Consider the following 24,724-nt stretch of genomic DNA (forward strand, 5'->3'; position numbering starts at 1 on the left):
TCTAGCGCCGATGGTACTTGGACCGAAGGGTCCTGGGAGAGTAGGACGCTGCCAAGCAAAGAACCACTGCCGATGAACTTCGGTGGTGGTTTTTATTTTATATTCAATTATGATTATTATAAGAATGACTATTAAATAAATACAAGAGGAGGCACTATTCAATTAGAATAGTGCCTCCTTATATTATGAATCATAAACACACTTTTAGTTAAGAAATATATAGGGACCTACCCGGTGGGGATGTTGCACTAATTCATTTTTTTTTACTTAAGATGAAATTCTCATCTATTTGTGACCTCTTATATGTTTACGACCAGTTAGCAGCCTGAGGCTCTTTTTTCTTGCGGAGATGGAGTAATCGGGAACGTTTGATGCGCTCCTTTTTCTGATTCTCTAATAATTGTTTAACGCCTCTAATAAGAAGCCGATATCTTAATTCATCATCATGCCCAAGTTTATGCATTTCTTCGAAGTATGCCTTTTCCATTCGTTCGTGCACCATCCAATCAGGTTAATCATTCAACTGTACCATAGCGATCTATACAAATTCTGAACAAGAATGGGCTCGACGCAACAACGGACAGCAAAGGCAGGTTCGATATTGGAAATATGATGTAAAAGACCTGTCTAATCCATGGATTAGACAGGTCTTTTAACTGTAAAGTTAACATCTATTCAATAGTCAGACTATGAATCCTCTCCGAAACAGTACGTTTCCTATAATAAACAGCGATGGTCACAAGAACAAGCATCTCAGAGAGAGGGACAGCAAGCCAGACACCTGTTACGCCCCAGAAAGATGGAAGGACTGCAATGAATGCAATCATGATGATCATCTCACGTGCAGCCGTGATCCAGATTGCCATTTTGGCATTCCCCACCGATTGGAAATATGTGCTCATCACAAAGTTGATTCCCATAAACAGGTATGCGAAAGTAAATATCCTCAAACCGTACACAGCATTGCTTGTAACACTCTCACTGAAGTTTCCGAAGATCTGAACGAAGTAAGGTGCTCCCCATTGCACAACAAGCAGTAGTATGACACCACAGGCCAGAGCCGTTCTGGAGGCTATGCGAATGGTTTGTTTTTCACGCGCCATCTGTTTGGCTCCATGATAGTAACTGACCAGAGGTTGGGCAGCAGATGCTAGGCCTAGAAAGGCGAGCAGGACAACGCCATGGATGTAATTCAGTACTGTAAAGGATGCTACACCATCCGTACCTGCAATCCGGTCCAGTGAGATATTGTGTGAGATGGAGAAGACAGACATGCCGAGTTCGGCAAGAAAGCTTGGAAAACCAATAAGAACAATGGTTCCGAGCAGTTTGGTATTCCATTTGAACCGAGTGAAGACAAGATTATTGGATTTTTTGAAAAAGTGAGACAACAGGACAAGCAGGGCTAAGGATGCCGAGACGATTGTACCGATGGCCACACCTTGCACACCCCATTCGAGTACATACAACGTTACATAATTAAGAACGATATTGGCTACGGCAAATGTGATCTGTGCGTACATGGAGGTGTTGGGATCACCGTCGTTACGGACAAAGATCGTCAGGGCATTTTCAATGGTGAAGACAAACCCGAACAACAGCATGATGTTTATATAGTCAGCGGCATAGGGAAACGTCTCTGTATTGGCACCCAAAGCATAGACCAGTTGGTCCTTGAACGTGAATGCGGTATATCCTATAGCCATCGTAATTAACAGAATAATCGTAATTGATTTCGTGAATATTTGTTTGGCGGTGGTCATATCCCTTTGACCCATATGGTTGGAATACAGGGTAGCTCCGCCCATGCCGATCCATAACGACATTGCTACAAAAAGGGTGTATACCGGTGAAGCAATACCAATTCCGGCGAGCGCAGTGGATCCAAGTTTGTGCCCTACCATAATGCCATCGATAATAAAATTAAAAGCAATGACCAGCATCCCAAGTATGGATGGCACAAGGTAGCTTACAAAAGCTTTTCCTACAGATTGCCTTTCGAGGGGATGCGTCCAGTTCGTGTTCATAATAACCTCCACTTAATAAACTGAATGTTCATTCTGTAATAAATAATACTGAACGTTCGTTCTGTATAATAACACGGGATGAATTTGCTTGGCAACTTTTCCTCAAAAACCTCGTTTATGTAGTAGAGTTACTGTGGTCTTTTTTAATAAAGAAGGGGAGCTGTTGTATGAAGCAGAACAAATATGATGAGGCAGAGTTTTTCAGGAACTACAGTCAGATGGCTCGTTCTACTCAAGGGCTTGAGGCGGCAGGTGAGTGGTATAAACTGCGAACCATGCTACCTGAATTAAAGGACAAAAATGTACTGGATCTGGGCTGTGGCTTTGGCTGGCACTGCCGATACGCACGGGAGCAGCAGGCCAGATCAGTTATTGGCGTGGATCTATCTGAGAATATGCTGCAGCGTGCACGGGAAATGACGGATGATTCTCGGATTGAGTACAGGAAAATGGCCATTGAAGATATTGAATTTGCCCCTGAACAATTCGATGTGGTCATTAGCTCACTTGCGCTGCACTACATTGAACATTTGGATCAGGTATTTGCTCAAATCCGTGCTTGTCTTGTCGAGGGTGGTACATTGGTATATTCAGTGGAACATCCGATCTTCACGGCTCGTGCTGCGCAGGATTGGCACTATGGGCCTCAAGGTGAGATTATGCATTGGCCTGTGGATGACTATCATCAGGAGGGAAGGCGTGTAGCCAATTTCCTGAATCAGGACGTAGTTAAGTACCACCGGACGTTGGAAACCCATTTGAATGAACTGATTCAGGCGGGATTTGTGATTCAGCAGGTGGCTGAGTCCAAACCTTCACCTGAGATGATGGAAATCCCGGGTATGCGAGATGAGAATCGCCGTCCCATGTTTCTCATGATCGCAGCAGTTAAAGCATGAGCTATCTGTAAAGTTGACTAGAATGTTTAGTATTAGGCGGCATAGCCTGGATATGGCTTAACCAGTAGGTTCAGATCGTTGGAACCCTGCTGGTTTATTTTATTTAATTTTAGAAAAGGAAATGAGAAAATGATCGGATCGGGAACCAAACCGGAATGGATACAGTCTTATTAAGTGAGGTGAACATCCGTTGGAATATCAATTTCTGGCTCAGGCCCAGACGAACAACGGACCTGTATTTTGGTGATCGGTATTTGGTAAGTCGTGTTGGTGGGAGATTTAGCAATGAATATACTGTAATGGATTTTCAGAGGCTGGTTCCAGATTTCGTCACCATAGAGGATCATGATTAATATATTGAGAAATTACTTACCTTGGACGAAGAAGATATAAGGCAGAATGCAGCACCCATCATCCAAAAAAATGTTAGGTATTGATCTTGATAAATATGTCTTTGAGCGGGATACAAACAATATTGGCATGGCGACATTCCGCTTGAAAGAGATGGCCAATACGATTCAAGTTCGTTATGAAGAAGATGCACGCATTACCATGATTACAATATCAGATTTTTAAGTTTAATCCGTATGGTACAATCCTAATAGCTGAGGAATTGAACATAAGGAGAGCATAATGAAATATTTGGTGAGTTCATGCCTGGCAGGAGTAGCGTGCCGTTACAACGGAACAGCGAGTCTGGATGAGAAGATTCAGGAGCTCGTAGCGCAAGAGCAGGCCATGATGGTCTGTCCGGAACTGCTCGGTGGATTCTCCACCCCGCGGGAACCGGCAGAAATTATCGGAGGTACAGGCAAGGATGTGCTCGCAGGCACAGCCCAGGTGATTGAGAGAGGTGGCAGGGACGTTACAGATCTGTATATCAAGGGAGCCTATCAAACGCTGGAATGGGCCAAAAGACTGGATGTTACTTGTGTAGTGTTGAAGGAATTCAGTCCTTCCTGCGGCACACAAGCCATCTATGATGGTAACTTCGCTAATCACAAGGTACAAGGTGAAGGCGTCACATCAGCTCTGCTTCGGCATGAAGGCTATGAAGTCATTTCGGAAATTGAATTCATGGAACAATTGTAAAGCATACAAGGTATGGAACAAGCTGCCCAGGAGAATAATCAACTTCTCGAAGCAGCTTTTTTATTTGTAACTACACAATACTTACTTTTAAATACTGAGAAACAATAATGTGCGTACTTTTAATTTATGATTATAGATTCTAAACTAATACTTAAGCAAATGATGAAAATAATGAAGACACTGAGAGTCAGCATACCATTCAACTAATAAAAGAGAAGGACGTGGAGTTTCATGGAGCCTACAACACAAGCAATTAAAAAGGAAGAAATTTTGAACGCGTATCATTTCCGGCACGCGACGAAGGTATTTGACAATTCACGCAAAATTACAGCGGAGGATTTTGAATTTATTCTGGAAACAGGAAGGTTATCACCGAGTTCGATCGGATTCGAGCCATGGAAGTTCTTGATCGTGCAAAAACCGGAGCTCCGCCAGCGCTTGTCTGAAGTATCCTCTGGAGCGCAGAAGCAATTGGCGACGGCAAGCCATTTCGTGGTCATCCTGGCCCGGACCGATGCAAGTTATAATTCCCCTTATGCGGAGTACATGCTCAAAGAGATTAAGGGCATGCCGGATGATGTGTTCGAGTTAACAAGTGCGGCTTATGGAAATTTCCAAAACAACCAGCGTCTGCTTGAGAACCCAAAAACGCTATTCGATTGGGCATCCAAACAGACTTACATTGCTCTCGGCAATATGATGACCTCGGCAGCTCTTATTGGCATCGATTCTTGCCCGATTGAAGGTTTCAGCTACCAGGATGTACATCGTATTCTCGAAGAAGAAGGTTTGCTCGAAGATGGAGCTTGGGACATTTCGATGATGGCGGCTTTTGGCTATCGTGCAGAGGAACCAAAACGCGAAAAGTCAAGGCAACCTCTGGACAAGATTACACAATGGATTGAGTAAATAAAATCATCCGAAGTAAGCCTCGGTTATCTTCTGTTACATCAGGGAGGTAGCAGGGGCTGCTTTTGCAAATGCCAACGCTCATATAAAACTTCTATAGAAATGAAGCTTGCTTATATATAGATATCTATGTATAATGAGGACATGCCAAAATATAATGCAATTGCACTAATCGCAAGGATTAGGGATCATGTAAACAAACGCATTGTTCAGGAACTCGAGCAGCATGACGTTACGGGGATTGTTCCCTCCCACGGTGACATTTTGATGTTTTTGTACCGTGAAGATTCACTGTCCATCAAGATGCTGGCTGAACGTGTCCATCGTACACAACCAACAGTCACCGTGCTTGTGAACAAGCTGGAGAAGCTGGGTTATGTGGAACGCAGCAAGAGTGTGGAAGACAGCCGGGTGACGTTGATTCGCCTCACAGAGCAAGGATGGCAACTGAAGCCCATTTTTGAACAGGTATCGGAAACGATTCAGGACATGGTCTATGGTGGAATGACAGATGAGCAGGCGGAACAGCTGGAGAGTCTTTTGATTGGAATTGTCCATAAGCTATAAAAAAAGAAAAAATTTTTTTAGACAAAAACATAGATATCTATGAATATGTCTAGTAAGTATCAATTGCTCCACTATGCAGCAGCATAATTTAACAATAACCTGGAGGTACTTTATTATGAAACATCTTATCGTATATGCACATCCCCACGCAGACAGCTTCAATCGCGCCATTCTAAACACAGCTGTAGAAGCACTCGAAGCCCAAGGTCATGAGGTTGTTGTTCGTGATCTGTATGCCCTTGAATTTCAGCCTGTATTGAGCGCAGCAGACACGGCATCCATGCGCGCAGGACAGAATCCACAGGATATTGCGACAGAGCAGAAGTTTATCACGGATGCCGATGCAATTACGTTTATCTACCCAATCTGGTGGACTGGGCTGCCGGGAATTTTGAAAGGGTACGTTGACCGGGTATTTGCATATGGTTTTGCTTATGCTTCAGGCGAAGCAGGAATCGAGAAGCTGTTAACAGGCAAAAAAGGACTGATTATCAATACACATGGAACGCCTAGTGACATTTATGACCAAATTGGCATGACTGCCGGCATGAAAATGACCTCCGATGTCGGGATCTTTGATTTCGTAGGAATTGAGTCCGTGGATCATTTGTTCTTTGGCAGTATCGGATATCTGGATGATGCGGCTTATCAATCCATGCTGGAGCAAGTGAAGCAAACGGTAAGCACCAAATTTTAACGAATACTAAAGCAACAATTGGCAGGTCGATTCGCATGATGAATCGACCTGTTTGGTTTGCAAAATACAAGAAAGGGGGTATAATCTTACCCATGGAACCTTTACTCATATTTAAAGCTTTGTCCAACGAGACACGCAGGCAGATACTGTCATGGCTCAAAGATCCGCAGCAGCATTTCTCACCTCTGGAATTGTCCCAGCATCCCGATGGAGGGAAGAGCGGGATCTGCGTCGGGACCATTCAGATGAAGGCTGGATTGGCTCAATCCGTCATATCCAGTTATTTGCTGACCATGCTCAAAGCCGGGCTGCTGCTCTCCGAGCGCAGGGGCCAATGGACGTATTATCGCCGCAACGAAGAAACCATTCGTCAATTTGCCGAGTATGTACAGCACGAGTTATAAAGCCGGACGCCAGGACGGAAGCAAGAATGCAGCAGCAGGCGGGGATTCCGTCCGGATGTAAACGGCGAAGAACAATGCTGTTACTCCTATTTCTATGTGTTTTTACATCTATATATCTGGATATACAAAAATATATCTCACCAAAGGAGAACTTCTCATAATGACTACTGATAACCAAGCTTCATCCCATAAACAACATATTAGCGACGTTAAGCTGTCCATCCTGGATCTGGCTCCTGTCGTTGTGGGTGCTACACCTGCAGATGCTCTCCGGAACAGTCTGGATCTGGCACAGCATGCGGAGCGTTGGGGATACCATCGCTACTGGGTAGCTGAGCATCATAATATGCCCGGTATTGCTTCTTCCGCTACATCCGTAGTGATCGGATACCTGGCAAGTGGCACGAATACGATTCGTCTCGGTTCCGGTGGCATCATGCTGCCCAACCATGCACCACTCGTTATTGCCGAGCAGTTCGGAACACTGGAATCCCTGTATCCGGGCCGTATCGATCTTGGACTGGGCCGTGCACCAGGTAGTGACCGCCGTACCTCTCTTGCACTGCGCAAAGATCTGAACAGCGGAGAAGACTTCCCGGAATTGCTGGCTGAGCTGAGAGCGTACTTCGATGCATCTGCTACATCCTACCATGCACCTGTACGTGCGGTGCCGGGTGAAGGGTTGAACATCCCAATTTACCTGCTCGGTTCCAGTGATTTCAGTGCACGTTTGGCAGGGCGGCTTGGATTGCCGTTTGCTTTTGCCAGCCACTTCTCGCCAGATTATACTCGCATTGCCCTTGAAACATATCGAAGCAGCTTCCAGCCTTCCGACACACTGAAGGAGCCGCATGTTATTGTAGGTGTGAATGCAGTTGTTGCAGATACAGATGAAGAAGCAGCTTGGCTCGGCACAACAATGCAGCAGCAGTTCCTGAACATCATCCGCGGGACGACAGGACTGGTACAGCCACCAGCTGACATGGAAGGCAAATGGACCGATCGCGAGAGAGCTGGAGTGGAACAGACGCTGAAAGCAGCCGTAAACGGCTCACCTGAGACGGTACGTGGACAGCTTGAATCATTTATTGCCCAGACACAAGCGGATGAGCTTATTATTACATCCATGATTTATGACCATCAGGCACGTCTGCATTCTTATGAATTGATCGCACAATTGGCGGGTAAGGCATAACTTCAACAGCACATGAACAAGGATTAGAATATCGGATTCAATAACGGGTCGCCCTTGCAAGAGGCGGTCCGTTTTTGCTTATTAAGAACTCATCCCAATGAATATATGAGGCAGTTCTGATTTTTTAGGGTAAAATGACATTACGGTCTATTTTGAAACGGTTAAAAGAGCCGTACGTATAAACCAAGAGCATTATACATATGTTGGCTTGTACAAGTTTCTTTATTCGCATGTGCATGAGGCATGCAGTATGAAAGCTTATTTTTTATCATGATCAGATACATAAGAGAGGAAGACATGCCCATGGAGCAACCCGAACAACCCCGCATTTGGCCGGATCGGTTTAAGCGGTTTTTTCTGAACAACAAGTTTGTCCTATTTCTGCTGATTCTGCTGCTGGTCGGATTAAACGTGATGGTGCTAACGAAGATATCCTTTGTTCTACATCCGATTGCTGTGCTAATCAAGACGATTGTACTGCCGATCATTCTGTCTGGTATCCTCTACTATCTGCTGAATCCGCTGGTGGATGTGATGGAAAAGTGGAAGATTAAGCGCGGATGGTCGATACTGATCCTTTACCTCGTGATTGGTGGTATTTTGACAGTTGTGGTATTGGCAGTCATTCCAGTGCTCCGCAATCAGATTATGGGGCTTATCGCCAATTTCCCAATGTATAGTGAAAATGTCAGACAGCAGTTCGAGGAGCTTACCGGCAGTCAGCTGTTCAGTCAGGTCCAGGAAACGGTGAACATGAACTGGCAGGACTGGTGGGGAACGATCTCCGAGAAAGCAACAGAGATTCTGAATTCCACCTGGAACAAACTCGGCGGTTTCCTTGGAGCTTTTACCGAAACGGTATTATCCATTGTAACGGTGCCATTTATTCTGTTCTACCTGCTTAAGGACGGGAAGAAGCTTCCGGAGAAGATCCTGTCGTTTCTGCCGATCAAAAGCCGTACGGGTGCCATGGAGGTACTTCACGACATTAACCACCAGATCAGTTCCTTCATTCGCGGACAAATTATCGTGAGCTTCTGTATCGGTATCCTGCTCTATATCGGTTATATGATTATTGGACTGGATTACGCACTGATTCTGGCCATTATCGCTTCCTTTACCAGCGTGGTGCCATATCTGGGACCTGCAATTGCCATTACGCCTGCACTCATTGTGGCGCTGGTGACTTCTCCAGTGATGCTGCTGAAAATGGTGGCGGTATGGACGATTGTGCAGCTGATAGAAGGGAAGTTTATCTCTCCGCAGATCATGGGCAAAACGCTCAAGATCCATCCGATCACGATTATCTTTGTCATTCTGACATCAGGCAATCTGTTCGGTGTAGTGGGCATTCTGCTGGCAGTACCGGGTTATGCGGTGCTTAAGGTCTGTGTATCCCACATCTTCAACTGGTTCAAGAGCCGTTCCGGTCTGTATGACCCGAATAAAAACAATTTACTGTAAGGTTACTGCATATGGAAAACGGTACCCTTAACAAAAGAGAACCCCTGTCATCGGCAACAGCCGAATGACGGGGGTTCTCTTTGTCTGAACAGGCTGGCTTACGTCTAGCCATGTTTAATATGCTGGAGCGTTTGCAGGAAGATTTGCTCAATGTGTGTATCATCCAGAGAATAATACACCGTCTTGCCTTCCTTGCGGCGCTTGACGATCCGCATGTTGCGGAGTGAACGCAGCTGGTGTGAAATGGCCGACTGTCCCATATCAAGCAGCACCGTCAGATCATGTACACATAATTCCTTCTGCAACAGCGCATCAATAATACGTAGTCGGGTTGGGTCACTGAACGCCTTGAACCAATCCGCCATCTCGGAAGAAGTCTCCCGATCTATAAGGGAAGTGCGGATGGACTCTACGTCCGCTTCCGTTCCCGAGCAGGCCGCATCACAATCCGCTGGCGCTTTAACCGGTTGTTCCATTTCCTATCACCGCCTATGCTAACAACTATACGCCTATTATATCCAAAAAACGTCTAAAGCGAAATGATTACTATTAGCATATTCTGTCTGTAAAATCAACAATCAATCGTTGACACTCCAGTTTAGGCGTGCATATAATAGGTTAATCAAACATATGAATGATTGCTCATATATTAACTTCAATTAAAATGTTCATGCTGCTTCGAACTGCAAAGGGGAGAATTCACATGGGAACCGGTCAGGAACAGGTGAAACGAGAACTGCTGCTGGATGGATTGGATTGTGCCAATTGTGCGCTGAAGATTGAGAATGGTGTCAAAAAAATAAAGGGTATCACGGATTGCTCCGTTAATTTCGTAACCAAAACCTTACTGGTGCATACAACTTCCGATATGGATGAGCAAGTTCTGGAAGAAGCGAAGCGTAAGGTCCTGCGGCTTGAGCCGCACATTCGCATCTCGGAAAAAGGGAGACCACCGCTTGGCAATCAGGCTTCTGCCGGGCTGGGAGATCAATTGGACGGCCAACTGCACACACATGCAGGAACTGCGGCCGAAGGACATTATCACGAACATACAGGTCATTCTCATGACCATGATCATCATGAAGGAGCGCATCACCATAGCCACGGCCATAGTGCTGATCATCATGCGCATGATCATCACAGTCATGCCGGGCATGATCACGGTCATTCACATGATCATAATACGCATGCCGGGCATTCGCACGAGCATGGTGCAGGACAGACGAAGGTGCTGCTTGCAAGGCTTGCAGCCGGCTCTGCCCTACTTGCTGCGGCCATCTGGTCCCCACTGGACGGATGGGCACAGCTCGCTCTCTATGTAGTCGCTTATCTGATCGCAGGAGGAGATATCGTTCTCCAGGCATTCAAAAACATTATTCGGGGTCAGGTATTCGACGAGTACTTCCTGATGTCGGTTGCAACGATTGGTGCTTTTGCCATTGGTGAGTATCCTGAAGGGGTAGCGGTCATGCTCTTTTATCAGCTTGGGGAGCTGTTTCAGGGGATGGCGGTTAACCGCTCTCGCAAATCGATTCAGTCGCTTATGGATATTCGTCCGGACTATGCCAATATTCTGGTCGGTTCTGGCGATGAGACCAAGCGTGTCTCTCCGGAAGATGTGCGCATCGGTGATCGCATCGTTGTCCGTGCGGGTGAGAAGGTCCCGCTGGATGGAATAGTGAAGGCAGGACATTCCATGGTGGATACGTCTGCTCTTACAGGGGAATCGGTCCCTCGGGAACTGGAGCCTGGAAGTGATGTACTGAGTGGTTTTGTGAATAAGAATGGTATGCTGACGGTTGAAGTGACCAAAACCTTCGGAGAATCCACGGTATCCAAGATTCTGGATCTGGTGCAGAATGCCAGCAGCCGCAAAGCGAAAACGGAACATTTCATCAGTAAATTTGCCCGTTATTACACGCCGGTCGTCGTTATTCTTGCAGCGTTGATTGCGTTTGTACCTCCGCTCGTGCTTAGTGGTGCAACATTTGCCGATTGGATCTATCGTGCACTGGTCTTTCTGGTCATCTCCTGTCCATGCGCACTGGTGGTTTCCATTCCACTCGGATTCTTCGGCGGGATTGGAGCTGCTTCTCGTAACGGGATTCTGGTGAAAGGCAGCAATTACCTTGAAGCATTGAATGATGTGAAAATAGTTGTTTTCGATAAAACGGGTACACTAACCAAAGGTGTATTCAATGTAACGGCTATTTGTCCGGAAGGTGGACGTACAGAAGGTGAACTGATGGAACTCGCAGCGATCGCGGAGGCCCAATCGAATCACCCCATCGCCGAATCCATTCGTGCAGCCTGGGCCCAAGATATCCGTACAGAAGGTGTTGAAGGATATGACGAGGTTGCCGGGCATGGGATCAGAGTCCGTGTGGATGGCCGTGAGGTGCTGGCAGGGAACGCCAAACTGATGGAACAGGCGGGTATTCTCTATACCAAGCCTGAAACGGTGGGAACAGTGGTACACGTTGCTGAAGCAGGTGCATATGCTGGCCATTTAATCATTGCGGACGAAGTGAAGGATGATGCTGCAGCAGCGATACAGGCACTGAAGACACTTGGCATCCGCAAAACGGTCATGCTCACAGGTGATGCCAAAGCCGTTGGTGAATCCGTAGGCCAGGCGCTGGGAGTCGATGAGGTATACGCTGAGCTTTTGCCGCAGCACAAAGTTGAACGGCTGGAAGAACTTGAAGCGGGCAAGTCTCCCAAGGAGAAAATGGTGTTCGTCGGGGATGGCATCAATGATACACCTGTGCTGGCTCGTGCGGATGTAGGCGTGGCCATGGGAGGACTCGGGTCTGATGCTGCCATCGAAGCTGCAGATGTGGTCATCATGACGGATGAGCCATCCCGATTGGCAAGTGCAATCCGCATTGCGAAGCGGACACGAATGATTGTCTGGCAGAATATCGGTTTTGCCTTGGGCGTTAAGGTGATCTTCCTGCTGCTGGGAGTGTTCGGCATAGCTACGATGTGGGAGGCCGTTTTCTCCGATGTAGGCGTAACGGTCCTGGCCGTTCTGAACGCCATGCGGGTGCTGCGCGTAAAGAACATTTAAGTTTTCGAAACGAACGACGCGGCTCTTCGTATATACGTAGAGCCGTTTTTTTATTTTTATGGCTGCAGGCATGTTTAGAGGCACGTTTGAAGAGAAGGGGAGAACAACTTGGCAGGAGCAATTGTAGGGTTAATATGCGGAGTGTGCTATTTCGTGCTCGGGTTAATGCTGTTCAAAAAACCGCCGAAAAAGATTAATGGCATATATGGTTATCGTACCCCGCGCGCCATGAGTGATCCCGATTTATGGGACGAAGCTCAGCGTTACAGCGCCAACCTGATGATGCAGTTTGGGGTCATTATTACGGTGTTTGGTATTCTTGGATTCTGGTTTACCGATGTACAGGCTCTCGTACTCAGTCTGTTTGCAGTTGCGTTCTATACGTTCAGACTGTTTACAAAAGTGGAAGGGCGCTTAAAGGAAGTACAGCATGCTCAGAAGCGGAAGCAAAGCGAGCAAGGTGCATCATAGAAAATCGTTGTTCGATGTAAATAAGGGTAGAGGCAGAGGATCCGCGAAAGCGGGTCTTTTTGTGTTCGGTGACGTTCATGGCGCTGCTGTGATTGAAATCTAACGTTGACGTTAACGTTATAATTATATATAATTATATACATAATATTATAGACATATAAAAAGTGAGGTGAAGGAAATGAGCTTGTATAAGATCGACGACGTAGCCAAGGAATGTGGGTTGACGAAGCGTACCATCCGGTATTACGAAGAGATTGGTGTCATGCCTTCACCTCAGCGGACGGACGGTGGCACGCGGCTGTATACGAGAGCGGATATCGACTATTTGAAAAAGGTTGTCCGTGCCAAGGAAGTGCTTGGCTTCTCTCTACAGGAACTGCATACGTATATCGCAACGGCTGATGTGCTGAATGAGCAGCGATTTGATTACCAGCAGACAACCGAAGTGAAGGAACGGATTGAAAAACTCACGAGTATGGATGAAACGCTGGGTGGTCAACTACAGTTAATTGAACAGAAACTGCAGAGTATTCATGCCGTACAGGCAGAGCTGGAGGAATTGCGAGAACGGGTGCAGAACGGGATTCAGCGATTACAGAAGAATGAATCTATGGAACATCCCGAAGACGGATAAGCAAGGGAGCAGCACATCACTCCATACAAACGAAATCGTGCAAGCACCGGGTGATCCGGTGTCATTTTGTGCCGTTTTGTTTCACTTGCTTTTGAAAGTGAAATGAAAAATTTCATGTATTACAATCGAATTTCAATTCATAACCAGGAGGTATCATGTATGAAAAGAGAACCATCCTTACCTGACGAACTGCCGTCATCACGCGGAGGATTACTGTCCCAACCACGGGCTGTATGGGCTGTCGCCTTCGCGTGTATCATTTCATTTATGGGACTGGGATTGGTTGACCCCATCCTGCCTGCCATTGCAGATCAGCTGCATGCATCCAAAAGCCAGGTTTCCCTGCTCTTTACGAGCTATAACGCCGTAACCGGGATTGCCATGCTGATTACTGGCGTTGTTTCCAGCCGGATCGGTGTCAAATGGACGCTGCTTAGCGGGATTTTACTTATCGTCATCTTCTCCGCTCTGGGCGGAACATCAGATACAGTTGGTGCCCTGGTAGGTTACCGCGGAGGCTGGGGGCTAGGTAATGCCTTGTTTATCGCTACAGCGTTATCTGCCATTGTTGGTCTGTCCACATCGGGGACAGCCAAAGCGATTATTTTGTACGAAGCCGCCCTGGGTCTTGGGATTGCCGTAGGTCCACTGCTTGGTGGTGAGCTTGGTTCCATCTCATGGCGTGGTCCATTCTTCGGCGTTGCCGTCCTGATGATGATTGCCTTTATCAGCATTACGTTTATGCTGCCCAAAATGGCCAAGTCAAAAACACGCAGTTCCCTGTCCGATCCGTTCAAGGCGCTGAGTTATCCATCTCTGAAAACACTGGCGATTACGGCCTTTCTGTATAACTTTGGTTTCTTCACGTTGATGGCTTATTCACCTTATGTCATGAACCTGGATGAGCACGGACTTGGTTATGTGTTCTTCGGTTGGGGCCTTATGCTTGCGATTACGTCTGTATTCGTGGCACCAAGACTGCAGCGTCGATTTGGCTCGGTTCCTTCCATGAGTGTGATGCTGACCCTGTTTGCGATTGACCTCATTGTTATGGCCGTGGGTACAGTCATGGGATCGTCCACCACAGTCATTGTTGCTGTTATCGTTGCCGGGATCTTCCTCGGTATCAACAACACATTGATTACGACGGCTGTTATGGAGGCTGCTCCGGTTGAACGTTCGGTTGCTTCGGCTGCTTACAGCTTCGTACGTTTCCTTGGCGGTGCGCTGGCACCTTGGCTTGCAGGTAAATTGTCGGAATGGTTCCTGCCGGAAACACCGTTTTATTTTGGCGCATTGATGGTACTGGTTGGTGTCGTGGTTCTGCTTGCACGCCGTAGACATCTACGTGATATCGATGCAGCAATTACACATTAATGGATGGGGGAATTGAAATGCTGGAACGAATCGTAGTGGCTGTTGATGGGTCGGATCATGCTCATAAGGCATTGGAAACAGCTGTAGACTTAGCTGAAAGTTTGAAGCATCCCGCCAGATTGATTATCGTGCATGTGAATCCTTCCGTATCCTTGAATGAGCCGGCTCTGGGAGTAGATCTGGAAGCACGAATTGCGGAAGAAGGGCAGCATATTATTGCACCGGTAGAACAGCTATTGTCCGAACATTCTATCCCTTATGAGACACTGCTCATTGCCGGGGACCCGGTAAACGAGATCTGCCGGGTGTCGCGCGAAAGAGAGTGCAGCCTCATTGTCATGGGTACGGGCGGCAAAAGCGTGCTGGCAGAAATCGTCGTTGGCAGTGTCAGCCACGGTGTATTGAAACAAGCAGCATGCCCGGTATTAACGGTGAAATAGGGCACTGCCGGAATTCAGGCTGGGTTGAAGATGCTGCTGTGGTGTATAAATAGATAAAGGATAACTGCGATCACAAGGTTGTTCTGTCATGGACTTGACCCGCTGTAACTTCATAGGTCGGACTTGCAGCAATGATGGATTGGAGGATTCAATAATGAAAAAACAACATCTGTTTATCGGTGGTAAACCCACGGAATCCGTAGAATATAAAGCACTTCAGGCACCGTATTCCGGAGAAACATTGGCGGAAGTGTCTACAGCTTCGGCGGCGGAGGCTGAATCAGCCATAACAGCTGCCGTTCAGGCCGGCAAGGAGATGCGCAGCATGCCTGCTCACCGGCGTGCAGACATCCTATACAAGCTCTCAGCCCTGCTGGAAGAGCGGAAGGAAGAGGCAGCACGAGTAATTGCGCTGGAAGCGGCCAAACCGATCACGGCTGCGCTTGCGGAAGTGGATCGTACGGTGGAAACGTACCGTTTTGCCGCAGAAGAAGCAAAGCGGCTAACCGGGGAGACCGTGCCCCTGGATGCAGCCAAGGGCGGAGAAGGCCGCATCGGATATACGATGCGTCAGCCTCTGGGTGTTATCGGGGCGATTACGCCGTTTAATTTTCCGATGAATCTGGTGGCACACAAGGTTGGACCTGCAATTGCAGCAGGCAATACCATTGTTCTGAAACCAGCTGAGCAGACACCGTTGTCTGCCTACTATATTGCGAACCTGCTTCAGGAAGCCGGGTTGCCGGATGGTGCATTAAACGTGGTAAGCGGGGATGGCAAAACGATCGGTGATGTGCTCGTATCCGATCCTCGCATAGCCCATATTACATTTACGGGCAGCCCGGCGGTAGGGACAAGCATTCGCAGTCAGGCGGGATTGAAACGGGTAACGCTGGAACTTGGATCGAATGCAGCTGTCATTGTGGATCAGGATGCGGATCTGGACAAAGTGGTGCCGAGATGCGTGACAGGTGCCTTTACGTATCAGGGTCAGGTATGCATTTCATTGCAGCGCATTTATGTACACCGTGCCATTGCAGATGAATTTATACGCCGCTTCGCGGAAGCAGCGAAACAGGTTGTGACAGGAGATCCGCTAAACCCGGATACAGTTGTTTCGGCACTTATTACAGCCAAAGACGTCCAGCGGACACTGGATTGGATCGAAGAGGCAAAACAGGCAGGAGCTACGGTCGCCGCAGGAGGAGAGGCCGAAGGAGGCGTGCTGCGTCCAACTGTGCTCGTTAACGTGCCACGTGATGCCAAGGTATCGTGCCAGGAAGTCTTTGCACCGATTGTTGTTATTAACACCGTGAATTCGGTCCAAGAAGGCATTGAGCACGTGAATGATTCCATCTATGGGCTTCAGGCGGGTATTTTTACAAACAATATTCATACTGCACTGCATGCAGCTGATCATATTGAGGCTGGAGGGGTCATGATTAACGACATTCCTACGTTCCGGGTGGATCACATGCCATACGGTGGTGTGAAGCAGAGCGGTATGGGACGTGAAGGTGTCAAATACGCCGTTGAAGAAATGACAGAACTCAAGTTTGTCATGTTCAATAAAAATTAAGGATGTTTGTAAAGCAGTCTGTTTTGTCCTGTCTAACATGAAGTAATAACAAGGTCCTGCACCCAATGTAGTTGGTGTAGGACTTTTTATTTTATGGATCAATAGGAAATAGTGAAAACACTTTCGATTTCCCTTCTGACCCCCGGTTCACATCCCATCAGGAGGGTATAAATATTTTACATACCGCAAAACAATCGACTAATTGTTGTTCCAATCTTGTACCTAACTCAATCAACATAAAAAGCAGTATGAATAAACCTGAATCATTATGCAGTGTAGACAGGAGGTGTTGCGAATGGCGTATACCATGGCGGACGTATCCGGCATGTCCGGTATAAGTCTGAATGAATTGAGCCAATATGTGAAATCGGGTTGGCTAACACCTGCATTTGCAGGTAGAGACCAAAATGAAGTTTATTATGAGAAACCGGAGCTGTTGAAACTCCAGCAGATTCTGTTCTGCAAGGAGCTGGGGGTGGAGCAGGAAGAGATCGGCTCCATGCTGCAGGAAGATCATCATGATATCATTCATATGATGCAGCAGCAGCGCATTCAGCTGCTCGAGAAAGCATTGCATTTGCATGGCTTGATCCAGACTCTGGACAAAACCATCTCCCATTTGCAGGGAGAATATGAGCTTGAGGTCCGGGAGTTGTATCAGGGTTTTATCAAAAAAGGGCATCACAGTATGCTGCCTGATTCAACGGAGGCACCGAGCCATGAACCGGTCATAACGAAAAACTGGCATCCAGTACAATCTGAATCAGCCGTTTCTTATGACGGGGAACTCAAAACCAAAGAAGATTACCTGGATTCCCAGGAAAAAATAGACCGAATCAACCGGGACTTGCAGCGGGCGATCGAAGATGGCCTGACACCTGAATCCCCGGAAGTTCAGCACATCATTGGCAGACATCTCGAATGGGTCAAGGATTATTACACGCCTACTGCCGAAATTTATCGTGATTTGGGCAATCTGTATGTGGAGCATCAAAATTTCCGCCAAATGTACGACGGTTATCATCCGAAGCTGGCTGAATTTTTGCGAGACGGCATGATGATCAAAGCGGAACAGGAATTGACCTAAATGCATAGAGTAACCATGGGCGAGCAGAACATGGATGTAAAGGCATAAACCAAAAAGCACAGACCACTCATGGTCTGTGCTTTTTGGCTATCTTCAGTACGTATTGCTGTAACGACCTGCTTATTATAGGTACAATGACCTTCGGCAGAACCGTGGTTACAGCTGCTCTGTGAGCAGTTTGACGGCCTGTTCCAGGAAAATACGATCTTCGTCGTCAAAACGGTTTTTGATCGGGCTGTCGATGTCGAGCACCCCGTATAATTCGCCGTCTTTGATAATGGGCACGACAATTTCACTGTTCGATGCGGCATCGCAGGCGATATGACCTGGGAAAGCATGAACATCGTCTACAACGAGTGTACGTCGTTCCGCCGCAGATGTGCCGCACACCCCGCGTCCGAGCGGAATACGGATGCAGGCAGGCAGCCCTTGGAACGGACCAAGAACAAGTTCTCTGCCATCATACAGATAGAATCCGACCCAATTGGTATCGGTTAAAAATACATTGAGCAGCGCCGCAGCGTTTGCCAGATTGGCAATGGCGCTTGGTTCATCGCGGATCAGAGCACTTAACTGTCCCAGGACGGCGGTGTGCTGCTCGCTTCGTGTTCCTTCATAGGAAACAGCTTGAAACATGGTGAATCACCCTCCCGAGCAAAAATGGTACTTATTTTCAAGATAGTGCAGTGCATGCCTTTAGTCAAGCGGAGGATTTCGGTAGAATTTTGATTAAGAAGGGGAAACCCCTGTAAATTCATCCTGTTTCTCAGCTTCTCGCACGGGGTAATTACTTAGCAATCACGGAGGGCTATAACCCTGGAAGGAGTTTGGATTATGCACGCAGAGGTACAGAATCTTTTTGTACGGATTCATCTTCTATATTTGGCCCAAAATCAGGATTTGACCGTTGGTGACGCACTGCCTCTATTGGAGGAGCGCGGCTATCGTGTTGGCGAGCGGGAGATCAAGCAGGAGCTTGAACATCTCACGCAGGAGAACTTCCTGACCGCCCATGGCGATCAGTGGAGCCTGACCGGGACAGGCATTGAAGAGTATAAGGAAATTACGGCTGTGCTTGGCCGGGTCAGCGATGAGCTGCTGGGAGCAGATAATAAGGCTTCAACCGCCTGAAGATGAAACTCTGGCAGGACAAGCTGTTACGGGACAGCTCGATTGAATCATACGTACAACAAGACCGGGACCCTTGCGGCCCGGTTTTTTTGATATCTAACCGATGACTGAACTGTTGCCATTCGGCGCAGGTTATGTTTAGATGACTATTGAATCTTATGGTCTGCAGAGATGGATCGGATCGGAGTGTCTTTTCATGTATAAATCTAAAGGGAGAATTCCTGAACTCGAGACAGCACGACTTCGCCTGCGCAAAATGCGCCGCCGGGATGCGGCTCAGATGTTCGCATACTGGTCAGACCGGGAGGTGACCCGTTATATGAATCTGGCGCCGATGATCGGGACAAGTGAAGCTGCGGATATGATTGGATTGCTTAATCATATGGCAGGGGAAGAGGAGGCGATTCGCTGGGGCATCGAACTGAAGGAAACAGGCCGTCTTATCGGAAGCTGTGGATACAATACATGGCAGCTTGAAGGCGCATTCCGCGGAGAGATTGGTTACGAGCTGGGTCGTGACTACTGGCGGCATGGATATATGACCGAAGTGTTCTCGGTGATGCTGCCTTTCGGGTATGAGACCATGGGGCTTAACCGGATTGAAGCATTGGTCGATCCACGAAATGCCGCCTCGGGAGAGTTCCTGATCAACAATGGCTTTACGCGGGAAGGTCTGCTGCGTCAGGTACAGCATACTTCCACCGGATTTAAGGATATGGTGATGTATTCCCTGCTGTATGATGAGTGGCTTCGCAAGCATAGAAAATAAACAGAGAACAAAGAGAGAAGGGTTTGTGTGAATACAACCGGAGGTTTGAAACGCAGTTTCATCTTGGCGGGATTGTTGCTGGCAACCTTTTTGTCGGCGATTGAAGGAACGGTCATTGGTCCGGCGGGACCAACGATTGTCAGTGAGCTGGGAAGTGTGCAGCTGCTTAGCTGGATCTTTACCGCTTATCTGCTCACGATGGCTGTCAGCACGCCGATTTTTGGCAAGATCAGTGATCTGTACGGCCGAAAGCCCGTGTTCCTGATTGGCTGTGCATTGTTTTTGCTCGGTTCATTGCTGTGCTGCTTCTCACAGAATATGGAGCAGCTGATTATTTTCCGTGCCATTCAGGGGATTGGGGCAGGAGCGGTTGTGCCTGTGACGTTTACGATTATTGGAGACATCTACCGAATTGAAGAACGAGGCAAGATTCAGGGCTGGATCAGTTCAGTGTGGGGCATATCTTCCCTGGCAGGGCCGCTGCTTGGCGGTTACTTTGTCGATAATCTCGGTTGGCAGTGGATCTTTGGATTCAACGTGCCATTTGGCCTGCTTGCGATGTGGTTTGTATTTCGTTATTTGAAGGAAGACATCTCACCTCGTACCGCCAAAATCGACTACATCGGTGCACTGACCTTCACGGTGGGCATAACGGCATTACTCTTTGTGTTGTCAGCAGGCGGGCAGTATTATGCCTGGAGCTCTACGCTCATTTTGGGGCTGAGTGCAGTTGCTGTTGTATTCATGATCTTATTCTTTGTCGTTGAGAAAAGAGCCCAGGCGCCAATGGTTCCACTGCATCTGTTCCGAATTCGGGATATCCGCGTTGCCAATATTGCGGGACTGCTCACCAGCACGTTGATGATCGGCCTGACCAGTTATTTGCCGTTATGGGTACAGGGCGTTCGCGGAGGCAACGCGACTGAATCCGGACTGCTGCTCGCGCCGATGTCCGTAGGCTGGTTAATCGGTAGCGTGCTGGCGGGTCGTCTCCTGATGAAAATCGGGTCACGTCTGACTGCACTCATTGGATTGACCGGAATCGCGATTGGCTCGGGAGGACTTTTCCTGGTAGGGGGAACATCCCCGCAGGCCGTGCTGTTTATTTTGACCTTTATTTACGGACTTGGCTTTGGATTTGCGTTTACGATATTCACCATCATTGCACAGTCCTCTGTAGGATATCAGGAACGCGGATCTTCAACGGCACTGCATACGTTCATGCGTACTCTGGGACAAACGATTGGCGCGGCCGTATTTGGCACATGGTTGAACTACCGGATATCGAAATTATCCAGTGAACAGCACCTGGCCGATGCCGGCATTTCCGAAAGTGACTTGAATGAGCTGCTCGCACCGCATACGGACGCTGCTTTGTCGGATGACAAATGGGCATTACTTCGGAATGTGCTGGAAGGCAGTCTGCATTCCCTGTTTGTCATCATGTTCGTCATCGCGATTGTATCCTGGTTAACCACATTAGCATTACGCAAACGTCTAATCGTACCGGAAGAGGCAGAGGCAAAGGCAGGGGCAGGAATGCCAAAACAGGCCAAAGTTGCCGGGAAGTGATTGTCGAACCCATGCGATACATAAGACGAATACTTTGTTGATTAGTACAAACGAGATAAAGCATTGATTTTCACAAGAAGGCAGCTGTGATCAGCTGCTTTTTTTGTTGGTTCCAAATGGAAATTTGATATAATTTACAGTAGGTTTCTAATTTTTCACCGTACCAGATGGAGATATCTGATATGAATGGGGCTGAGGTGTATTGAATAAGCCAAGGACTGAATCTCTTTGGTTCATGCCATTTTCAATTAAATTATTTGCAGCCTTGCTGACCGTCATAACCATTTCTTTGTACGTTGGGATTTCCAGATTTCTGTCTTTGGCGGAACGAGCAGAAGATACGTATTACTATCCTTTTTGGTATATATGGATCATAAGCTTGCTGATTAATGCGGCCACGATGCTATTCCTCATTTTGCCTCTTTCCCTATTCGTCGATCGTGCGCTTGCTTCAATGAAAATGAAGCGAACGGGAACAAGGTTGATATATGTAATTGTAGCTTATTTGCTGTTGGGGACGGGATGTGGTCTGCTATTCGCAATCTTCGTACTCCGGATGGATGCTTTTCGGCATACAGGGCCATATGTATATGTACTGATCGTTACGTTTGTTTATTTGTTTTGGCAATGTATATTCGAATGGGCCGGTAAGCTAAGAAAGCTCAGAGCATAAATATATAAGAAAATGTGTTGAAATGTGGATATACTACGAGTGAAGGAGGCGGAATGTTGTTTCCCAATAACCTGAATTCGGTCCAGGAAGATGAAGCCAAGCACAAGTACGAAGAGACACTTAGGGAGATCGAGGGGCATAGTGAGTCTGGCATGTCCAGATACGTGGTGAATTTGCTTATTGCAGGAGGCCTCGTTATCGTTGTTCTCGCCGTATTGATATGGATAAGATAGAGTTGATTCAACAACAATAACCGGTTACGCCGCAGAATGGCGAGACCGGTTATTTTATTTTTCACTATTCTTCCGGGTTATTTCTTCAACCATTAGCGGATAGACGGTCTGCGCCAAGCGCAAGCCTTTCCAACAACTCAGACAGCAACGTCTTGTCACCCTCGCTCAGACCACTGACTGCACGATCGATCTTGTGTGCATACCCTGGATAGATATCATCCATGGTCCGGTGACCTTCCTCTGTCAGCTCCACAAATATAATCCGTCTGTCCTGTGGACAGTGTTTGCGATGTAAAAGCCCTTTTTGCTCCAGCTTATCAATGACATAGGTTACGTTCCCGCTCTGCAGCAGAAGTTGTGCCCCTACCTGTTGAATCGGCTGTGCCCCTTTCATATACAGTACTTCCAGCACCCCGTATGCCGTAGGGTTGAAGCCGTGCACTTTGCTACCGGATACAGCGTGTTCATTCACGCTCTTGAATGTTTTGGCCAAGGTGCGGTACAGATGAAGTGAACGTTCGGTTCCGATTTCTTGTAATTCCAGCATGCTGATCCCGCCTTTTCAGTTTAGTGATATAAGTTGAAATAATAAGGTTACGATCTACTACTACGATGACAGAACAACCCTCCAATCCTGTTATCCCCAGATTTTTTTTGAATCTTTTTCAAAGGTAAAATCCGGTGATAAAGGTGAACGTGTTGCTTTTCCAGGTTTTTTCTGTCCTCTTCGTTACGATTAACATGTAAACGATATATTCAACTTATATAGGGTTGAGTAGGTTACATTTGACGATTCAAATTGTCGCCATGTCCTTATTGTAAGCTTCTGTTTCCACGAAAAACATGCGATATGTCACAAGATCTGCATTTTTAGCATTTAAAATTTAAGCATTCGTCCTTCTCCAAGGCAGCTTACACCTGAGAAAGTTCATCCTTCGGATGTTGGCACTTCTCCGTCTTCGGAAGGAGGTTGGTATAAGTTCCAATTTATATAATTAAAGCCATATCAACATTCCGGCACGTGGAGGAGAAGCGAAATGGAAATGACAATGAAGGGACAACGCGGACTGAAGCATAACCGTCCGTTTGTAACACTGATGGTGGCACAGGCCATCTCTAATCTGGGCGATTGGCTGCATTTGTTGGCGATCTTGACGTTGGTGGGGATACGTTGGAATGCTACGCCGTGGGAAATTACGTTTACTACACTTTGTGCGGCACTGCCTGTGCTGATCACAGGGCCGTTTGCAGGCGCGCTGGCAGATCGGATGAATCGGAAATGGTTGATGATCGCGGCGGACGGTGCACGAGTCGTGATTGTTGCCGGGTTCATTTTCGCCGATCAGATCTGGCATGTATACGTATTACTTATTCTCAAATCGTTATTTGACGTCGTATTCTCACCCGCCAAGAACGGGAAGCTGAAGGAATTCGTGCCGCATGGGCAGCTGGCTCAAGCCGTTTCCATCAGCTCGGTGATCGAACAGATGTCCAAAATTATAGGTCCTGCGCTTGGCGGATTGCTGGTGGCCGCCTTTGGGATTACCTGGTGTTTTATTCTGGATTCAGCCTCGTTTCTCATCTCGGGTATTATTTTGCTGTGGATTCCGGGTAAGCGGGTGATCCAATCTGCAAGACCGTCCCTACAAGAAAGTAAGGGAGAAGGAAAAAGGGGTATTTCATCCCGAGAGAAAGGTGCTTTCTTAAAGGATACGCTGGAAGGCGTTCGTATGCTCGCTTCACTTCCACAGGTAGGGTCTTCTCTCATTTTGCTGGCATCCGCCATTCTGTTCCTGCAATTTGCTGATTCCCAGACCGTTGTTTTGTTTAGACAGCTGCCTGGAATTTCGAGTGATCTGTTGGGGTGGTGTGTTGGTGCCAGTGGCGTTGGAACGTTAATTGCAGCCCTGAGTGTGAGGAAGTGGAAAAGAGCAGGACATGTGCTGAAGATGGGGCTGGGAACATCGATAACGGGGCTTGTCATTGGTGCAGCAGGAGTCGTTGTCGGCGTATGGCCGCATGCTGGTCTGGGTGCCAACCTGCTGCTGATATCGATGTTTGCCCTGGCAGGAATCGGAATTGGGTTCGCCGTGGTGCCCTTTCAAATTTTGCTGCAGGAACAAACTCCTGAAGCGATGACTGGGCGTGTATTTGGGACTGTTGGCAGCGTCATGACAGCAAGCAATATTATGGGGCCTGTTGTAGGGGGATTTCTGGTCACATCGTTTGGTGTTATCCCGGCCTTTGTATGTTCAGGCATTTTGATGACAATTCTGGGATTGGCCTATGTATTAAAACGCAGATCGAAAAAGATGGATGTAACGGTGGCGAGTGAGGCAGTGGCTGTAAGCGAATAGCATCATTGTGTCAGTACTTGATTGACAACCATCATAACCAGCGTGTGTCCACGAGCGAAACCACAACGGTGGTG

Annotated in this window: 26 protein-coding genes; 21 read left to right on the forward strand and 5 right to left on the reverse strand. The window is 47.5% G+C overall.

The window, feature by feature from the left end; all coding sequences use genetic code 11:
* Window positions 1–307: 307 nt before the first annotated feature.
* Both AC3WQ3_RS23675 and AC3WQ3_RS23680 read right to left on the reverse strand, forming a co-directional pair.
* A complete protein-coding gene (locus AC3WQ3_RS23675) occupies window positions 308–487 on the reverse strand; it encodes a hypothetical protein (protein WP_336784330.1) in 180 nt (59 codons plus the stop codon).
* Between the two features lie 184 nt (window positions 488–671).
* On the reverse strand, window positions 672–2,027 hold the full coding sequence (locus AC3WQ3_RS23680; protein WP_336784329.1) for an MATE family efflux transporter: 1,356 nt from the start codon (window positions 2,025–2,027) through the stop codon (window positions 672–674).
* Window positions 2,028–2,194: 167 nt separating this feature from the next.
* Between AC3WQ3_RS23680 and AC3WQ3_RS23685 the strand changes: the two genes are divergently transcribed.
* The 9 genes from AC3WQ3_RS23685 (at window position 2,195) to AC3WQ3_RS23725 (ending at window position 9,254) form a co-directional block, all read left to right on the forward strand.
* Window positions 2,195–2,926 carry a class I SAM-dependent methyltransferase gene (locus AC3WQ3_RS23685; protein ID WP_492473785.1) on the forward strand — a complete coding sequence of 244 codons (732 nt, stop codon included), beginning with the start codon at window positions 2,195–2,197 and terminating at the stop codon, window positions 2,924–2,926.
* 423 nt (window positions 2,927–3,349) lie between these two features.
* On the forward strand, window positions 3,350–3,502 hold the full coding sequence (locus tag AC3WQ3_RS23690; RefSeq protein ID WP_492473787.1) for a hypothetical protein: 153 nt from the start codon (window positions 3,350–3,352) through the stop codon (window positions 3,500–3,502).
* 57 nt (window positions 3,503–3,559) lie between these two features.
* Window positions 3,560–4,018, forward strand: a complete 459-nt coding sequence (locus AC3WQ3_RS23695; RefSeq protein ID WP_492473789.1) for a 2-thiouracil desulfurase family protein — start codon at window positions 3,560–3,562, stop codon at window positions 4,016–4,018.
* Between the two features lie 231 nt (window positions 4,019–4,249).
* On the forward strand, window positions 4,250–4,927 hold the full coding sequence (locus tag AC3WQ3_RS23700) for an NAD(P)H-dependent oxidoreductase (protein ID WP_492473791.1): 678 nt from the start codon (window positions 4,250–4,252) through the stop codon (window positions 4,925–4,927).
* A 129-nt stretch (window positions 4,928–5,056) separates the two neighbouring features.
* Window positions 5,057–5,494 (forward strand): MarR family winged helix-turn-helix transcriptional regulator, encoded by a 438-nt coding sequence (locus AC3WQ3_RS23705; RefSeq protein ID WP_492473793.1) that lies wholly within the window; start codon window positions 5,057–5,059, stop codon window positions 5,492–5,494.
* A 115-nt stretch (window positions 5,495–5,609) separates the two neighbouring features.
* Window positions 5,610–6,191 carry an NAD(P)H-dependent oxidoreductase gene (locus AC3WQ3_RS23710; protein ID WP_492473795.1) on the forward strand — a complete coding sequence of 194 codons (582 nt, stop codon included), beginning with the start codon at window positions 5,610–5,612 and terminating at the stop codon, window positions 6,189–6,191.
* 92 nt (window positions 6,192–6,283) lie between these two features.
* On the forward strand, window positions 6,284–6,595 hold the full coding sequence (locus AC3WQ3_RS23715) for an ArsR/SmtB family transcription factor (protein WP_492473796.1): 312 nt from the start codon (window positions 6,284–6,286) through the stop codon (window positions 6,593–6,595).
* Between the two features lie 160 nt (window positions 6,596–6,755).
* Window positions 6,756–7,790: an LLM class flavin-dependent oxidoreductase gene (locus AC3WQ3_RS23720; protein WP_336784321.1), complete on the forward strand. Its 1,035-nt coding sequence runs from the start codon at window positions 6,756–6,758 to the stop codon at window positions 7,788–7,790.
* A gap of 303 nt (window positions 7,791–8,093) precedes the next feature.
* Entirely contained in the window at window positions 8,094–9,254 is a 1,161-nt protein-coding gene (locus AC3WQ3_RS23725) for an AI-2E family transporter (protein ID WP_336784320.1), read from the forward strand.
* A gap of 104 nt (window positions 9,255–9,358) precedes the next feature.
* On the opposite strand, the gene AC3WQ3_RS23730 is transcribed toward AC3WQ3_RS23725, so the two are convergent.
* Window positions 9,359–9,730, reverse strand: a complete 372-nt coding sequence (locus tag AC3WQ3_RS23730; RefSeq protein WP_095362085.1) for an ArsR/SmtB family transcription factor — start codon at window positions 9,728–9,730, stop codon at window positions 9,359–9,361.
* Window positions 9,731–9,957: 227 nt separating this feature from the next.
* Here AC3WQ3_RS23730 and AC3WQ3_RS23735 point away from each other — a divergent pair, with 227 nt between their 5' ends.
* The 7 genes from AC3WQ3_RS23735 to AC3WQ3_RS23765 all read left to right on the forward strand — a co-directional run bounded on the left by AC3WQ3_RS23735 (window position 9,958) and on the right by AC3WQ3_RS23765 (window position 17,915).
* Entirely contained in the window at window positions 9,958–12,327 is a 2,370-nt protein-coding gene (locus tag AC3WQ3_RS23735) for a heavy metal translocating P-type ATPase (RefSeq protein WP_492473799.1), read from the forward strand.
* 108 nt (window positions 12,328–12,435) lie between these two features.
* Window positions 12,436–12,798 carry an SdpI family protein gene (locus tag AC3WQ3_RS23740; RefSeq protein WP_095362087.1) on the forward strand — a complete coding sequence of 121 codons (363 nt, stop codon included), beginning with the start codon at window positions 12,436–12,438 and terminating at the stop codon, window positions 12,796–12,798.
* A 178-nt stretch (window positions 12,799–12,976) separates the two neighbouring features.
* Complete coding sequence (locus tag AC3WQ3_RS23745) at window positions 12,977–13,432, forward strand: MerR family transcriptional regulator (RefSeq protein ID WP_354479562.1); 456 nt, start codon at window positions 12,977–12,979, stop codon at window positions 13,430–13,432.
* A 159-nt stretch (window positions 13,433–13,591) separates the two neighbouring features.
* Entirely contained in the window at window positions 13,592–14,809 is a 1,218-nt protein-coding gene (locus tag AC3WQ3_RS23750; RefSeq protein WP_492473802.1) for an MFS transporter, read from the forward strand.
* A gap of 17 nt (window positions 14,810–14,826) precedes the next feature.
* A complete protein-coding gene (locus tag AC3WQ3_RS23755; protein ID WP_492473804.1) occupies window positions 14,827–15,249 on the forward strand; it encodes a universal stress protein in 423 nt (140 codons plus the stop codon).
* A 154-nt stretch (window positions 15,250–15,403) separates the two neighbouring features.
* A complete protein-coding gene (locus AC3WQ3_RS23760; RefSeq protein WP_492473806.1) occupies window positions 15,404–16,828 on the forward strand; it encodes an aldehyde dehydrogenase family protein in 1,425 nt (474 codons plus the stop codon).
* A 295-nt stretch (window positions 16,829–17,123) separates the two neighbouring features.
* Window positions 17,124–17,915 carry a MerR family transcriptional regulator gene (locus tag AC3WQ3_RS23765; protein ID WP_154896885.1) on the forward strand — a complete coding sequence of 264 codons (792 nt, stop codon included), beginning with the start codon at window positions 17,124–17,126 and terminating at the stop codon, window positions 17,913–17,915.
* Window positions 17,916–18,071: 156 nt separating this feature from the next.
* On the opposite strand, the gene AC3WQ3_RS23770 is transcribed toward AC3WQ3_RS23765, so the two are convergent.
* Window positions 18,072–18,551 carry a GAF domain-containing protein gene (locus AC3WQ3_RS23770; protein ID WP_492473809.1) on the reverse strand — a complete coding sequence of 160 codons (480 nt, stop codon included), beginning with the start codon at window positions 18,549–18,551 and terminating at the stop codon, window positions 18,072–18,074.
* A 198-nt stretch (window positions 18,552–18,749) separates the two neighbouring features.
* Between AC3WQ3_RS23770 and AC3WQ3_RS23775 the strand changes: the two genes are divergently transcribed.
* The 4 genes from AC3WQ3_RS23775 (at window position 18,750) to AC3WQ3_RS23790 (ending at window position 22,293) form a co-directional block, all read left to right on the forward strand.
* Window positions 18,750–19,046: a hypothetical protein gene (locus AC3WQ3_RS23775; protein ID WP_154896883.1), complete on the forward strand. Its 297-nt coding sequence runs from the start codon at window positions 18,750–18,752 to the stop codon at window positions 19,044–19,046.
* Window positions 19,047–19,242: 196 nt separating this feature from the next.
* Window positions 19,243–19,815 (forward strand): GNAT family N-acetyltransferase, encoded by a 573-nt coding sequence (locus AC3WQ3_RS23780; RefSeq protein ID WP_186812161.1) that lies wholly within the window; start codon window positions 19,243–19,245, stop codon window positions 19,813–19,815.
* Between the two features lie 45 nt (window positions 19,816–19,860).
* Window positions 19,861–21,387, forward strand: coding sequence for an MDR family MFS transporter (locus tag AC3WQ3_RS23785; protein WP_336784333.1), 1,527 nt, complete (start codon window positions 19,861–19,863; stop codon window positions 21,385–21,387).
* A gap of 729 nt (window positions 21,388–22,116) precedes the next feature.
* The gene (locus AC3WQ3_RS23790; RefSeq protein WP_170948292.1) at window positions 22,117–22,293 is read left to right on the forward strand and encodes a hypothetical protein; all 177 of its coding nucleotides are present in this window, start codon (window positions 22,117–22,119) and stop codon (window positions 22,291–22,293) included.
* An 85-nt stretch (window positions 22,294–22,378) separates the two neighbouring features.
* Here the strand turns inward: AC3WQ3_RS23790 and AC3WQ3_RS23795 are convergent, their stop codons facing one another.
* Window positions 22,379–22,840, reverse strand: a complete 462-nt coding sequence (locus AC3WQ3_RS23795; RefSeq protein ID WP_095362097.1) for a MarR family winged helix-turn-helix transcriptional regulator — start codon at window positions 22,838–22,840, stop codon at window positions 22,379–22,381.
* Window positions 22,841–23,330: 490 nt separating this feature from the next.
* Between AC3WQ3_RS23795 and AC3WQ3_RS23800 the strand changes: the two genes are divergently transcribed.
* Window positions 23,331–24,650: an MFS transporter gene (locus AC3WQ3_RS23800; protein WP_492473812.1), complete on the forward strand. Its 1,320-nt coding sequence runs from the start codon at window positions 23,331–23,333 to the stop codon at window positions 24,648–24,650.
* Window positions 24,651–24,724: the final 74 nt, after the last annotated feature.

This window comes from Paenibacillus sp. FW104-T2, from assembly GCF_058789975.1.

What these genes read in the sequence shown, in the direction of transcription:
- AC3WQ3_RS23675 (WP_336784330.1), bottom strand. Translation starts at nt 487, where the DNA reads ATGGAAAAGGCATACTTCGAAGAAATGCATAAACTTGGGCATGATGAT.
- AC3WQ3_RS23680 (WP_336784329.1), bottom strand. Translation starts at nt 2,027, where the DNA reads ATGAACACGAACTGGACGCATCCCCTCGAAAGGCAATCTGTAGGAAAA.
- AC3WQ3_RS23685 (WP_492473785.1), top strand. Translation starts at nt 2,195, where the DNA reads ATGAAGCAGAACAAATATGATGAGGCAGAGTTTTTCAGGAACTACAGT.
- AC3WQ3_RS23690 (WP_492473787.1), top strand. Translation starts at nt 3,350, where the DNA reads ATGTTAGGTATTGATCTTGATAAATATGTCTTTGAGCGGGATACAAAC.
- AC3WQ3_RS23695 (WP_492473789.1), top strand. Translation starts at nt 3,560, where the DNA reads ATGAAATATTTGGTGAGTTCATGCCTGGCAGGAGTAGCGTGCCGTTAC.
- AC3WQ3_RS23700 (WP_492473791.1), top strand. Translation starts at nt 4,250, where the DNA reads ATGGAGCCTACAACACAAGCAATTAAAAAGGAAGAAATTTTGAACGCG.
- AC3WQ3_RS23705 (WP_492473793.1), top strand. Translation starts at nt 5,057, where the DNA reads ATGTATAATGAGGACATGCCAAAATATAATGCAATTGCACTAATCGCA.
- AC3WQ3_RS23710 (WP_492473795.1), top strand. Translation starts at nt 5,610, where the DNA reads ATGAAACATCTTATCGTATATGCACATCCCCACGCAGACAGCTTCAAT.
- AC3WQ3_RS23715 (WP_492473796.1), top strand. Translation starts at nt 6,284, where the DNA reads ATGGAACCTTTACTCATATTTAAAGCTTTGTCCAACGAGACACGCAGG.
- AC3WQ3_RS23720 (WP_336784321.1), top strand. Translation starts at nt 6,756, where the DNA reads ATGACTACTGATAACCAAGCTTCATCCCATAAACAACATATTAGCGAC.
- AC3WQ3_RS23725 (WP_336784320.1), top strand. Translation starts at nt 8,094, where the DNA reads ATGGAGCAACCCGAACAACCCCGCATTTGGCCGGATCGGTTTAAGCGG.
- AC3WQ3_RS23730 (WP_095362085.1), bottom strand. Translation starts at nt 9,730, where the DNA reads ATGGAACAACCGGTTAAAGCGCCAGCGGATTGTGATGCGGCCTGCTCG.
- AC3WQ3_RS23735 (WP_492473799.1), top strand. Translation starts at nt 9,958, where the DNA reads ATGGGAACCGGTCAGGAACAGGTGAAACGAGAACTGCTGCTGGATGGA.
- AC3WQ3_RS23745 (WP_354479562.1), top strand. Translation starts at nt 12,977, where the DNA reads ATGAGCTTGTATAAGATCGACGACGTAGCCAAGGAATGTGGGTTGACG.
- AC3WQ3_RS23750 (WP_492473802.1), top strand. Translation starts at nt 13,592, where the DNA reads ATGAAAAGAGAACCATCCTTACCTGACGAACTGCCGTCATCACGCGGA.
- AC3WQ3_RS23755 (WP_492473804.1), top strand. Translation starts at nt 14,827, where the DNA reads ATGCTGGAACGAATCGTAGTGGCTGTTGATGGGTCGGATCATGCTCAT.
- AC3WQ3_RS23760 (WP_492473806.1), top strand. Translation starts at nt 15,404, where the DNA reads ATGAAAAAACAACATCTGTTTATCGGTGGTAAACCCACGGAATCCGTA.
- AC3WQ3_RS23765 (WP_154896885.1), top strand. Translation starts at nt 17,124, where the DNA reads ATGGCGTATACCATGGCGGACGTATCCGGCATGTCCGGTATAAGTCTG.
- AC3WQ3_RS23770 (WP_492473809.1), bottom strand. Translation starts at nt 18,551, where the DNA reads ATGTTTCAAGCTGTTTCCTATGAAGGAACACGAAGCGAGCAGCACACC.
- AC3WQ3_RS23775 (WP_154896883.1), top strand. Translation starts at nt 18,750, where the DNA reads ATGCACGCAGAGGTACAGAATCTTTTTGTACGGATTCATCTTCTATAT.
- AC3WQ3_RS23780 (WP_186812161.1), top strand. Translation starts at nt 19,243, where the DNA reads ATGTATAAATCTAAAGGGAGAATTCCTGAACTCGAGACAGCACGACTT.
- AC3WQ3_RS23795 (WP_095362097.1), bottom strand. Translation starts at nt 22,840, where the DNA reads ATGCTGGAATTACAAGAAATCGGAACCGAACGTTCACTTCATCTGTAC.
- AC3WQ3_RS23800 (WP_492473812.1), top strand. Translation starts at nt 23,331, where the DNA reads ATGGAAATGACAATGAAGGGACAACGCGGACTGAAGCATAACCGTCCG.